8 protein-coding genes are annotated in these 12,772 nt (G+C 64.1%); 5 read left to right on the forward strand and 3 right to left on the reverse strand.

Annotated features, from left to right (window positions below; all coding sequences use genetic code 11):
* Positions 1–18 precede the first annotated feature (18 nt).
* The 3 genes from P12x_RS13705 to P12x_RS13715 are packed head-to-tail and all read right to left on the reverse strand — an operon-like array spanning position 19 to position 3,784.
* Positions 19–1,038 carry an NAD-dependent epimerase/dehydratase family protein gene (locus tag P12x_RS13705; protein WP_435011430.1) on the reverse strand — a complete coding sequence of 340 codons (1,020 nt, stop codon included), beginning with the start codon at positions 1,036–1,038 and terminating at the stop codon, positions 19–21.
* Positions 1,035–2,237, reverse strand: coding sequence for a nucleotide sugar dehydrogenase (locus P12x_RS13710; RefSeq protein WP_435011431.1), 1,203 nt, complete (start codon positions 2,235–2,237; stop codon positions 1,035–1,037). Before P12x_RS13710 ends, P12x_RS13705 begins: the two co-directional genes overlap by 4 nt.
* A 32-nt stretch (positions 2,238–2,269) precedes the next feature.
* Positions 2,270–3,784: a hypothetical protein gene (locus P12x_RS13715; RefSeq protein ID WP_435011432.1), complete on the reverse strand. Its 1,515-nt coding sequence runs from the start codon at positions 3,782–3,784 to the stop codon at positions 2,270–2,272.
* Positions 3,785–4,320: 536 nt separating this feature from the next.
* Here P12x_RS13715 and P12x_RS13720 point away from each other — a divergent pair.
* The 5 genes from P12x_RS13720 (at position 4,321) to P12x_RS13740 (ending at position 12,258) form a co-directional block, all read left to right on the forward strand.
* A complete protein-coding gene (locus tag P12x_RS13720; RefSeq protein ID WP_435011433.1) occupies positions 4,321–7,092 on the forward strand; it encodes a bifunctional acetate--CoA ligase family protein/GNAT family N-acetyltransferase in 2,772 nt (923 codons plus the stop codon).
* A gap of 735 nt (positions 7,093–7,827) precedes the next feature.
* Positions 7,828–9,036 carry a dsDNA nuclease domain-containing protein gene (locus tag P12x_RS13725; protein ID WP_435011434.1) on the forward strand — a complete coding sequence of 403 codons (1,209 nt, stop codon included), beginning with the start codon at positions 7,828–7,830 and terminating at the stop codon, positions 9,034–9,036.
* Positions 9,033–9,629, forward strand: coding sequence for a hypothetical protein (locus tag P12x_RS13730; protein ID WP_435011435.1), 597 nt, complete (start codon positions 9,033–9,035; stop codon positions 9,627–9,629). Before P12x_RS13725 ends, P12x_RS13730 begins: the two co-directional genes overlap by 4 nt.
* Positions 9,626–11,575 (forward strand): AAA family ATPase, encoded by a 1,950-nt coding sequence (locus P12x_RS13735; protein WP_435011436.1) that lies wholly within the window; start codon positions 9,626–9,628, stop codon positions 11,573–11,575. The genes P12x_RS13730 and P12x_RS13735 overlap by 4 nt, the downstream gene beginning before the upstream one ends.
* Positions 11,576–11,601: 26 nt before the next feature.
* Positions 11,602–12,258, forward strand: a complete 657-nt coding sequence (locus P12x_RS13740) for a hypothetical protein (protein WP_435011437.1) — start codon at positions 11,602–11,604, stop codon at positions 12,256–12,258.
* Positions 12,259–12,772 lie beyond the last annotated feature (514 nt).

Genomic DNA, 12,772 nt, shown 5'->3' on the forward strand with positions numbered 1-12,772 from the left:
AACTTCCGCGATCTGCGATCAGATCCCCCCGGCCTCGATCTGCTCGCGGACCCAGGGGATGATCTCTTCGAGGGCCTGCTCGATCGTCGTGGTCGCCTCGAATCCGAGGACGTGCCGGGCCTTCTCGACCGAGGGGATCCGGCGCTGGACGTCGTAGGTATAGGGCTTGTCGAAGGCGACTCGGAGCGGTTCATCCCCGCGGATCGCCTTCCAGACGGCCGCGGCCAGTTCCAGGACGGTGGTCGAGCGGTCGGTCGAGAGGTTGAAGTCCTCGTTCAGGGCTCCCGGCGACTCGATGGCCAGGCGGATGCCCCGGGCCAGGTCGCCGCCGTAGGTGTAGTGGCGGACCTGCTGGCCGTCGCCGAGGAGTCGGAGCGGGTCCTGCCCCTTGAGGACCTTCTGGACCAGGTCGGGCACGACATGGCTCAGGGCGAGCCGGACGTTCCCGGAGAGGATCTCGCGATCGTAGCGGGCCCGCTTCTCCCCCACGCCCACGCAGTTGAAGGGCCGGACGATCGTGTAGGGGAGCCCGTACTGCTCGCGGGCCCCCTGGGCGAAGTACTCGGTGGCCAGCTTCTGGAAGCCGTAGGTCGAGCCCGGCGGCGGGCACTTGCGCTGTTCTCCTTCGGGGGTGGGGAAGGTGTCGGAGGACTCGAAGACCATCGACGACGAGACGACCGTGATCTTCCGGAGCCGCCCCGCCTCGTGGGCCCGGATCGCGGCGTCGAAGGCGGCGGCGGTGATCCGTTCGTTCTCGGCCAGGAGGTCGTAGGCCAGCTCGTGGAAGAGCGAGATCCCGCCGATGATCGCCGCCCCGGCGACGAAGTGGTCGCAGTCCTTCAAGAGTTCGCCCAGGAGCTCGACGTCCTTGGCGTCGCCGACAACGGCCCGGTAGCTTGGGTTCGAGTCGAAGCCCCGGACGACCGCCCCGTATTTCGAGAAGTTGTCCAGCCCGACGACCTCGTGGCCGTTGGCCAGGAGTTCCTCGATCAGATAGCCGGCGATGAAGCCCGAGGAGCCGGTGACCAGGGTCTTCATAGGAGCGCCGTGCCCTTGCCGAAAAGGTTCCAGATGTCGATGACCGGCTTCGAGGCCGGGGGTTCGATGGTCCGATACTCGCGGTGCGGGGCCCCGACGATCAGCAGGTCGGAGCGTTCGAGGACCTCGTCGAGGGTCAGGAACGAGGGGTCGTCGATGTAAACGTCGGTGCAGAGGACCCCGGCGGCCTCGGCCTCCAGGACCTTCCGGAGCTTGTACGAGAGCGATTCCCGAGGGTCGTCGCTGTTCGCCTTGAAGGCCATCCCCAGCACGCCCACGGTCATCCGGTCCAGCGGGTACGACTCCTTGAGCCGGCGGACCAGGAAGCTGGGGAGCCCCTCGTTGATCAGCATCGCCGCGTGGCCCAGCAGCAGGTTGTTGTCGCTGGCGGCGGCCAATTGCATCGTGTCCTTGAACAGGCAAGGACCGGCGGCGAACCCCCCCTTGGGCAGGCCCGCCATCCTCGGATAGTCGCGGGTCATCGCCTCGAAGATCCGGTAGAACTCGACCCCACGGTCGGCCGCGATCATCAGGAATTGGTTGGCCGTGGCGAACTCGATGTACCGCCAGACGTTGGTGAAGATCTTGGTCAGCTCGGCTTCCAGGGGCGTCAGGCGGATCAAAGACGGCGAGATCCGGCCGAACAGCTCGGCGGCCATCGACACCGCCTCCTCGCCGCATCCCGAGACGATCTGCGGGAGCGTGGCGAACTCCTCCAGGGCCTGCCCTTCGGCGACCCGCTCGGGGCAGAACGCCACCTTGAGGTCCGGTCCCGGCCCGCTGGAGAGCAAAGCGTGGATCTTCTCGGTCGTCCCGGGGGCCACCGTGCTCCGCAGGATCACGCACTGGCCGTCGACCAGGTGGGGCCGGAGCTTGACGAAGAACCGCCGCATCGTGTGGAAGGTCGGGTTCAGGTGCTCGTCGACCGGCGTCCCGATGACCACCACCACGTGCTTCGACCGGGTCACCAGGGCGGGGTCGTTGGCGACCTCCAGCGATCGGCCGATGACCTCGCGGAGGATTGGCTCGGCCCCCCGCTCCAGGAACGGCATCCGGCCCGACCGGACCACCTCGACGGCCCGGTCGTTGGTGTCGTAGACCGACACGTTCAAGCCGGCCCGCGCGAACGCCAGGGCCAAGGGAAGTCCCACGTGGCCGCAACCGCCCACGACGCAGACATCGTACGGGAATTGCCCCAAGGTCCCTTGATCTCCCCGATCGGACAAGACTCTTAACCCGGCCCAGGGCTGGTGGTTGGTCGTCGGCCATAGAGGAACAATCCCGCGCGGGTGCCGATTCGAACATACCGCACTCGCGCCCGATCGGCCAGGAGTTTCGGGAGCCCGAACTCGTACGAGTCGTAGGTCGGCCGATCCAGCTCGGACGTGGTGACGATCAGGTCGTAATACCCCGAGTCGATCCGGTCCCGGATCAGGGTCGGCGTCAACTGCCCGGTCTCGGCCAGCATCCGGAACAGCCAGGGGTCGCCGAACACCGCCCTCTCTCCGTGATAAAGGTCGATCAGGCCCGAGTCGGTCAGCAAGTGGAAGTCCGGGTCGACGGCCTTCCGCTCGAGCTCCCGGTAGAAGCCCAGGACTTCTCGGCCGTAAGGCCCTTCCAGAAAAGCCGCCTTGGCCGCCCCCGCTCGCGCCTGCGCGACCGCGACGATGACGCCGGGGATCAGGGAGGCGCCACCCAGGAGGGTCGCGATCGCCAGGAGGCCCGATCGGAGCCGGGTCCCTGGGGTCGACAAGGACCAGGCTTGCCAGAGCGCCCCGACGGCCAGGGCCTCGGCCGCCCGGAGGCTCAGGTCGTAGTTGAGGTCGGCCCCGCGCTTCGCCGCCAGGCCGAGGCTGCTCGCCAACAAGATCGCCGTCAAGACCACCGGCCTGACCTCGCGGACGCCCGACGCCCCGGAGAGCCAGAGGATCAGCCCCAGGATCGGGAAGTACAGGAGGTCGGGCGCGAGCTTCCAGACCTGGGTCAGGTTCCGGGTCATCGAGCCCAGTTCCCAGGGGGTCTTCGACTCTCCCGTCAGCCCGCTCGCGAAGTTGGGCTCGATCGCGAGGGTCACGCCCAGGACCGCGATCAGCAGGAGACCGCCCACGCCGATCGCCAGTCGGAGGCCTCGTCGCCACTCGTGCTCGAAGATCGAACTCAGGACGGCGGCCATCAGGAAGACCACGGTCGTCTGCTTGGTCAGGGCCGCCAGGGCCAGCAGGAGTCCCCCGGCCACCCTTCCCCCCAGGGCCTTGTGCCCGGCCAGGAAGAATCCCGAGATCCCCAGGAGTTCGGCCAACAGGTCGGGACGGACCATCACCGAGAACCCGAACATCGGGGCCGCCCCCAGGCTCAGGAGCGCCCCCGCCAGGCCCGCCCTCGCCCCGGCCCGGCGGGCCACGACCACCCCGAGGATCATCGAGGTCAGCAACCCCGAGCCGAACGAGATCCCCCGACCGATCGCGAACAGGTCCGGGATCTCGGCCTCGAAGGCCCGTCCCACCAGCCCCACCAGGCCGAAATAGACCGGGCCGAAGAAGTTCGAGACGTGCGGATAGTCGCGCCAGCTCGGGTAGAGCGTCACCCCGAGTTCGGCCCGATTCGCCAGCAAGACCATCTTCGCTTCGAGGTGGAATGCCTCCATCGGCGAGGGGAGACTGGCCGCCGCATACGCCAGATACCCCAACAACCGGGCCAGGCCCATCGCGATCAGCAAGCCCAGGAGTGACCGGCGGAGGAGGTTCATGGAGCGAGATTCATCCGGGGGAGCTGGCTCGGCCCAGGCCAGTCCAGCGGGCCGACAGGTCACGAGAAGATACCACAGGCCCGCCCGTCACGCCCGCTTCGGTTTCGATCGGGCGATCTCGATTTTCCGACTCCCTCACCCCGAGCAGGATGATTCATCGTCCGCTGTAGGTCAATCATCGAGGGAGGCCCGGACGCCGTTGATGATTAGCTTGTCCTCGACGGACATCTCGACGAGGCCCGAGCGGCGGACTCAACCCGTCGAGCCCGCCGCCGAAGCAGGTTGGGATGTCCGAGGTCCCGCTCGATGACGCTTCGGGCCGAATCCAACGCCTGGGAGAAGGGGCTGGCCAGCCGCTCCAGCCCTCCCCAGAAAACCTGGGTATCCTCGTGCGGCCTTCGAGTCTCGGGGTCGCCTGGCACCTGCGGGTCGGGTAGACTTCTGGCGAGTCCCTGAAGATGGGCCGGGGGAGCGTCCGTGACCTTGCCCGCGACCCGTGAATTTCGAGGGCCGTGCCAGGCCGAGGATCGAGTCCCATGCCCACCACTCCTCCCCAGCCCACGCCGGGAAGCGACGTCTACCGATCGGGCCGGAAGCCGCTCGACGCGATCTTCGAGCCCCGGAGCGTCGCGGTCATCGGGGCCTCGGAGCGGCCGGGGAGCGTCGGCCGGACCATCCTCCGGAACCTGATCGACAACCCGTTCGGCGGGACGGTGTACCCGGTCAACCCGAACCGGAAGAACGTCCTGGGGATCCGGGCCTATCCGAGCGTCAAGGACGTGCCCGAGCCGGTCGACCTGGCGGTGATCGTCACCCCGGCGGCCACGGTCCCGGACCTGATGGGGGAGTGCGCCGACGCCGGGGTGAAGGGGGCGATCGTCATCTCGGCCGGGTTCAAGGAGACCGGCCCGGAGGGGATCGAGCTGGAGTTCCGGGTCCTGGAGCAGGCCCGTCGGGGGCGGATCCGGCTGATCGGGCCGAACTGCCTGGGGGTGATGCGGCCCCACGTCGGGCTCAACGCCACCTTCGCCGGGTTGATGGCCGTGCCGGGCAACGTGGGGTTCCTCAGCCAGAGCGGGGCCTTGACCACCGCGATCCTCGACTGGAGCCTCAAGGCGCACGTCGGCTTCAGCGCGTTCGTCTCGATCGGCTCGATGCTGGACGTCGGCTGGGGCGACCTGATCGACTACCTGGGGGACGACCCCCGGACCCACTCGATCGTGATCTACATGGAGAGCGTCGGCGACGCCCGGAGCTTCCTCTCGGCGGCCCGCGAGGTCGCCCTGACCAAGCCGATCATCGTCATCAAGGCGGGCCGGACCGAGGCCGCCGCCAAGGCCGCCGCCTCGCACACCGGGTCGCTGGCCGGGTCCGACGAGGTCCTCGACGCCGCCTTCCGGCGCGGGGGGGTCCTCCGGGTCAACACGATCGCCGACGTCTTCTCGCTGGCCGAAGTCCTGGCCAAGCAGCCCCGGCCGGCGGGCCCTCGCCTGACGATCGTCACCAACGCCGGAGGCCCCGGCGTCCTGGCCGTCGACTCCCTGATCGGCAACAACGGCCAGCTCGCCGAGCTTTCCCCCGAGTCGATCGCCGCGCTCGACGGCTTCCTCCCGCATCACTGGAGCCACGGGAACCCGGTCGACGTCCTGGGGGATGCCGACCCCGCCCGCTTCGCCCGGGCGCTGGAGGTGGCCGCCAAGGATCCCGGCTCGGACGGGCTCCTGGTGATCCTCACCCCCCAGGCCATGACCGACCCGACCGGGACCGCCGAGGCCCTGAAGCCTTACGCAAAGGTCGCGGGCAAGCCGGTCCTGGCCTCCTGGATGGGCGGGGCCCAGGTCGCCGCGGGCGAGGAGATCCTCGACCGCGCGGGCATCCCCACCTTCGCCTACCCCGACACCGCCGCCCGGGTCTTCACCGCCATGGCCCGGCACGCCGCCAACCTCCGGGCCCTCTACGAGACCCCCACGCTCCCGCCCGAGTCCGACGACGAGGCCGAGGCCAAGGCCCGGGGCGATGTCCTCCTGCAGGCCGCCCTGGACGAGGGCCGGACCCTCCTCGATGAGTTCGAGTCCAAGCAGCTCCTGGCCGCCCACGGACTGCCCACCGTCGAGACCCGGGTCGCCACCGATGAGGAACAGGCCGTCGAGGCCGCCGAGGCCATCGGCTACCCCGTGGTCGTCAAGCTCTACTCGCGGGTCATCACCCACAAGACCGAGTTCGGCGGGGTCCGCCTCAACCTGGTCGACGCCTACGCCGTCCGCGAGGCCTTCCGGAACATCGCCGCGTCCGTCGACCAGATGGCCCCCCCCGGCGCGATGCTCGGCGTGACCGTCCAGCCGATGGTCCGGCTCGAAGGCCTCGAGCTGATCGTCGGCAGCAGCATCGACACCCAGTTCGGCCCGGTCCTCCTCTTCGGCTCCGGGGGCCGGCTCGTCGAGGTCTACCGCGACCGATCCTTGGCCCTCCCCCCCCTGACCAGCACCCTGGCCCGCCGCCTGATGGAGCGGACCCGGATCTTCGAGGCCCTGAAAGGGGTCCGGGGCCGGAAGCCGGTCGATCTCGAAGCCCTGGAACAGCTTTTGGTCCGGTTCAGCCGGATGATCGTCGAGCGGCCCCGGATCAAGGAGGTCGACATCAACCCCTTGCTGGCCTCGCCCGAAGGGCTCCTGGCGCTCGACGCCCGGGTGATCCTCCACGGGCCGGACGTCCCCGACGACAAGCTCCCCCGGCCCGCGATCCGCCCGTATCCCACCCGGTACGTCACCCCCTGGGTCACCAAGGAGGGCTCGCCGGTCGTGATCCGCCCGATCCGGGCCGAGGACGAGCCGCTCCTGGTCAAGTTCCACGAGACCCTCTCCGAGCGGTCGGTCGCGCTCCGCTACTTCCACCCGATCAAGCTCAGCCGGAGGGTGGCCCACGACCGCCTGACCCGGATCTGCTTCAACGACTACGACCGAGAGATGGCCCTGGTCGTCGACCGCAAGGAGCCCTGGGCCGGGACCCACGAGATCCTCGGGGTCGGCCGCCTGAGCAAGATCCCCGGCTCCACCGAGGCCGAGTTCGCCCTGCTCGTCGGGGACCACCACCAGGCCCGGGGGATCGGCTCCGAACTCCTCCGAAGACTCCTCGCCATCGCCCGCGACGAGTCCATCACCCGGGTCACCGCCGAGATCCTCGCCGACAACCGCGAGATGCAGCGCGTCTGCGAGAAGCTGGGATTCCAGCTCGAACGCTCGATCGAAGACTCGATCGTCCGCGCCGCGATCGACCTGACCAAACCCCCGGAACCGGCCCCCGAGGACTGAGCCCCGGCCAGGCGACTCGGTTCGTCAGGCGGGACGTCGAGAATCCCAATCGGGCCGGTCCCCTCCTGGTTCTCCTCAAGCCTAACTCGTACTAGCGACACAAGGATTGACCCTAATTCGATTTGCGATAATCGACTGAACGGAAAAGCAATTCCCGAAACGAGTTCAACGAGCGCCGACAACCTTCGATCGAGAATTCCGAGCCCGACCATCGACGACGGGGAAAAACGAACCCAAGCTCATCGAGGTACCTCAGACCGAACCACGAAACCTCACCGACAACGCCTGGGGAAAAATCGAACCCAAGCTCCTCACCCCATGCCGAGCCATGCGATCCGGATCAACCCCTGATCGATAGTATCGCGAGAATGGGGAACGCTTGAACCGTGTTTCTTCCCAACGTTCAAGGCCGGAGGCTCGCGAGCAATCCCGGGATGCCCCACCCCCAAACCTGGCGGGGCGACCATCCATAGCCCAAGCGAAACTCCGGGAAAATCGCCTTGAAGACGCGATAAACCCCAAAATCCGGCAGATGGAGAGGCACGCGAGGAACCAAAAACCAAGTCTGACCCCTCTGGTCCTCTTGACCCCTCTGGTCCTCTCTGGTCCTGACCCCTCTGGTCCTCGGTTGATTACCCTGGACCGCTCCGGTAGTGCACGTTTGACCCTGCGGCCGCCCTGCCGCCAATTACGGGAACCGGACCCTTGCCACCCAAACCCCTCAAGATAGGATGGATGGCCATCCACCCAGCGAATGAGGCGTCAATGGCCAAGGGCACTCGTTCAGAGTCCAAGCCCAAGAAAGTGTCGTTCCGCGACCTGGACCCTTTCGAGCAGGGCGGCAGGGCGGCACGCGATGGATTCGATTACCAGGACAACGTGGCGGTAGGTAAGTGCCTCGCCATGATCCTGGAAGGCGGCCCCACCGAGGTCTGGTGCGAGGCCGAGGACGACATTGTTCAGGTCTGGCTGATCGAGCAGGAAGAGTGGTTCGAGTTCGTCCAGGTGAAGAGCAACGATCTGGGCCAGGCCTGGACCGTCGCCAAGCTCTGCGACAGGGTGGCCTTCTCGCCCAAATCTCCCGGCAGGTGCATCGCCGAGAAGTCGCTCGTCCACGACAGGGGCCTGGAGAAGTGCCGGTTCCGGGTCATCACCCGCTGGCAGCCAGACGATGTGCTCTCCGCGCTAACGGCTGAGTTCGGGACCGAAGCCCGTGACGCCAACGCCGACGCACTCAAGGCGGCGGGTGCTGCCGTTGAGAATAAGCTGGGAAGCTGCCTCTCGCCCAACGGTAATGGCCTGGAGTTCTGGGCGCAGATGACGGTCTGGGAGGTCTGGGCGTCAACGAAGGACGTCAAGAATGAGTCGCTGATAAGGCTTGAACAAATCCTGGAAAGCAGGGGCATAGCCCTAACGTTCGACCAGCGGCAAAAGCTATATGACCGCCTCTACATGCAGGTGATCGACGCCTCGATGGCCTGCGGTCGCACGCGCAAGAAAGAGAAGCGGCTGACCAAGGCCGCTCTCGACGGATGGATCAGCGAACAGGCCAAGTCGATCCTGAATCCATCGGCGGCCGGAGGCAGCGGCACCCTGGAACGCAAGCTGCTTGCGGCGAGTATTCCGCAGTCGTCGATCGAGGCCGCGAAGGAGCAGCGCAGATCGTATCTGAGAGAGGTACGCTCCCAGAAATTCCTGAACCTGGCCGACCGGGACACGGTGGAAACCGAAGCGTCAGTCCGGCTGCACCTTCTCAAAACCCAGCTCGACGCCACGGAGATCGAGGATAACGGCGTTCAGTTCCTGAGCCGGTGCCAGCGGGAGCTACTTGAACTCAAGAAGACGCTCCCGGTGGAAAAGCCCCCGCCCGACTGGTTCTTGCTCGGCTATCTCTACGACGTGATGAACCGGTGCCAGCACGAGTTGGTGAGGGCGACGGCATGAGACCTTCAGCCACGCTTGACCTGATCCCCTCCGCTTCGCTGGACCATTACCCGATTGGGCGGCCACTGACGGCCGACCAGATCACCGAATTTCACGCCGCGCGTATCCTGCTGCTCATTAGCCTCTGCGGCACGAAGGATAAGGTGACGAAGACGAACAAGATCGACGGGCTGACCAAGCTCGCCAAGCTCGATTTCTTCATCCGCTACCCGGACTTCTACCGGCGGGCAAAGATCCATCTCCATAAGGAGGTTGAGCGGGCGCGATTGGCGGCGATGGAATCCCCGATGGTGCGGCATCACTACGGCCCTTGGGACCCCAGGTATTACCAGATCCTCGCCTACCTGGAGAGCCGCGTCTTGATCACGGTGGGGAAGGTCAACAGGGCCTTCGTCTTCCTGCTCACTGAGGCCGGTCAGGGGATCGCCCAGCGGCTGGCGGAAGATGACTCGTACTTCGAGCTTTGTGACCGAATGACCGATGTCAGGGAAACCTTCAAGGGTAAGTCAGGCGACTGGCTGAAGAGGCTCGTCTACCAGATTTTCGACGAAGAGATCGCCAATCTTCCCCTGGGCCGGATGATCGAATCATGAGCCCAAAGAAGCTTTATCTATCGAAAATCCGCAGAACCTCCGCATCGGGCGTGTCGGATCACATCGACCTTGAGCCCGGCGTTAACGTCATCGTGGGGGAGAAGGGCACCGGTAAGACGGCGTGGATCAAGACGATTTCGTTCCTCCTGGGCGACACGAACTCGGTCGAGCATGCCATGATGCCGGAGATCATAGAGAAATTCGATCAGGCGACGATGCAGCTCGAATTCGATGAAGTCCCCTTCATTATCGAGCGCCGGTGGAAAGAGGCGGGCGTCAAGACGTCGATGTTTGCGGACGGCGAGCAAATTAGGAAGGAGGAGATTTCCGACTTCTTCTCGCTGAAGCTCGACATCCCCTCCGTCAGATTCCCGAAAGGGAACCCCTTATCGCTGAGCACCTGGGCGACATTGAGTTGGCGCAGCCTCTTCCGGCACGTTTACCGGCAGGAGCGATTCTGGAGAGACCTGGCCGATGAGCAGCCTGAAAAGGAGCAGCACGCCTGCATCGCCCAGTTTCTCGGAGTGGCCGACAGGATCTACCCGGCCGAATTCAACGCGGAGATGGAAAAGCACGCCGATCTGCTCAAGCTCAAGGCTCGCAAGGACCAATTCGAAGACGTTCTCCAGCAGGCAGCCAAGGACATCGTTCCGGACCCATCGATCAGCACTGCCCCTACCATCGACTCGATAGACCGAGGGATCAACCGGCTTGCCGAGGAGATCGAGCAGTTCCGCACCCAGCGGGAAAAGGCCATCGCAACGCTATTTCGAGAGCCGGAGGGCGAGGCACCGGTGGCGCCGGACAGGGTGCTGGCCGAGCGAAGGCTATCCCTTGCTGGCCAGCGGGACGGGAAAAAGGAACGGCTGGATCAGGTCGAAAAGCGTTACTCGGAGCTTTCGTCCTACCGCGAACAGGTCAAGGCCGAGTTGGGACGGTTCAAGAGGGCTTCGACGGCCGGTGAGCTGTTCAAGCCGTTGACCGTGACGTGCTGCCCATACTGCGACCAGTCGCTCAGCCCCGGAGCCGCCGCTCCCGGCCATTGCTTCGTTTGCCACCAGTCCATGGCTGCCCCTGCCGCTGATGCCCTCACCGGCGCGAACAAGAGGATCGAATTCGAGACCGAGCAGCTGGAGGGCGAGGAGTCTGAGCTGGCGGAACTCATCGGTCGGCTGATGAGGGAGAGGGAGTCGCTGAGTGGCAATATCCAGCAACTGGATACGCAGCTCGCCGAAGTGGAAGTGCAGTTGCGGCCCGTTAGGGCGGCAGCGGTGGCCCTGATACTGCCGGAAGTGTCTATCCTTGATACTAAGATCGGCCAATGGGAGGAGAAGACGGCGCAGCTTCGTCGTCTCAGGCATGCCGTGGAACGCCGCGACACGATATCCACGCAGATCGACCAGCTCCAAGCCGAGGTGGAAGCACTGGCCAGACTTGTGGGCGGCAAGGGCGATGCGATTGAATACGCGCGGCTGGCCGACGAGATGACCGATGGCCTGATCGAATACATGAACCTCTTGAATGAGGGAAATCCGTCACGATGGCTCCACCAGCCATTGAGGTTCGAGTTTAGTCATTCCTCTGTCAACATCCGCGTCGGAAACAAGAGCTGGCGGAGCCTGAGTAATGCCGACCAGGGATACGTCCTACTGGCCTATCACTACGCGCTCCTGAAGCTTACCGGCAGTGAAGGCTTCAACTATCCCGGCCTGGCCATGATCGACTTCCCGATGAATTTCGGGGACAAGACCACGGTCGCGGACAAGGAAAACTTCCTGATCGAGCCTTTCGTCACCTTGTCCAAAGCGAAGCCCAATATCCAGGTGATCGTCGGCGGTAGGTCGTTCGCCAACCTGCAGGATGTCAATCGGATCGAGCTGCACGAAGTCTGGAGGCAGGGAGTGGGGTCGAACGGGCGGCCGAGCGATACGGAAGCGCCCTTGTGAGGAGGCTCTCTCAATTCGAGGATGAGGTGTTGGAGGTTTATTCAATAGCGGAAAAGCAAGGAGCTTTGTTTATGAATTTCGGCGGTGGCGGGATTCCCTTGTTCGTGAACGCAGCGACTTACCCGATAGAGCTTTTCCTGGACGCACGAACGTTGAGGGATCAGGCCAAAACACATAGGAATAGGCAGAATCCAAATATCCCCTCTCCAGAGGAGCGAGTCTATTCCCGCTCCTCTATTTTTATGGCTTACAACTTTCTTGAATGTTTGTTGATCGAGTTAGCCCAAGACTACATAACTAACGGGGCTGGCGTTGGACATTCATATGCGCCGACAATTGACCAAAAACTCAGAAGCAGAACGGCGAACATATCGAAAACAGCGAGCGATTGGACTCGTAATCTATTGCGTGCAGACGTCACAACTACTCCAGAATTTACGGAATTCCTTACGATCACATATTTCCGCAACCAATTGATCCATCCCAAACTCATCCCCGTGAGCACGGGGGATCTCACTCAGGATCAGTTGCTCCGCAGAGCGAATGAGGAAGAGGCCGCATGGGTCTTGGGTCAAATTTGTCGCATGGCGACTGCATTATATCAAGCGTTCGGCACGGGCGTTCCGCCGGAAGTTACTGCAGAAGCTTGCTCAGTTCCTCCTATCAGGCCACCACAACTCTGAGCAAGGGCTTCCAACTGATTGTCGAGATCCAGGTCCATAGGTTCAGAGGGGTCAGACTTTAGGTTCAGAGGGGTCAGATTTAATTTTTGGTTTCTCGGAAAGCCCTCAGGGGTCAAAGCCCTCAGGGGTCAGACTTTGTTCTAGGGGTTCAGAGGGGTCAGACTCGGTTTTGGGGTTCAGAGGGGTCAGGGGTTCAGAGGGGTCAGACTGGGGTTCAGAGGGGTCAGGGGTTCAGAGGGGTCAGACTTGGTTTTAGGGGTTCAGAGGGGTCAGACTTAGGGGTTCAGAGGGGTCAGACTTGGTTTTTGGTTTCTCGGGGTGTCTAAAAAGCTCATGGGGTTCAGAGGGGTCAGACTTGGTTTTTGGTTTCTCGGGGTGTCTAAAAAGCTCAGTCCGACCTCCTGATCCTGTGGTCTCGAACGAGCCGTCGCTGGGGGACCATACTTGGGCGTCAGACTTGGTTATATCGAACCCCTCGAAAAAACCAATTCTGACACCCAGGTCTCTCGAGTCT

It is taken from the genome of Tundrisphaera lichenicola (assembly GCF_051175385.1).
In the GTDB taxonomy this organism is placed as follows: Bacteria; Planctomycetota; Planctomycetia; order Isosphaerales; family Isosphaeraceae; genus Tundrisphaera; species Tundrisphaera lichenicola.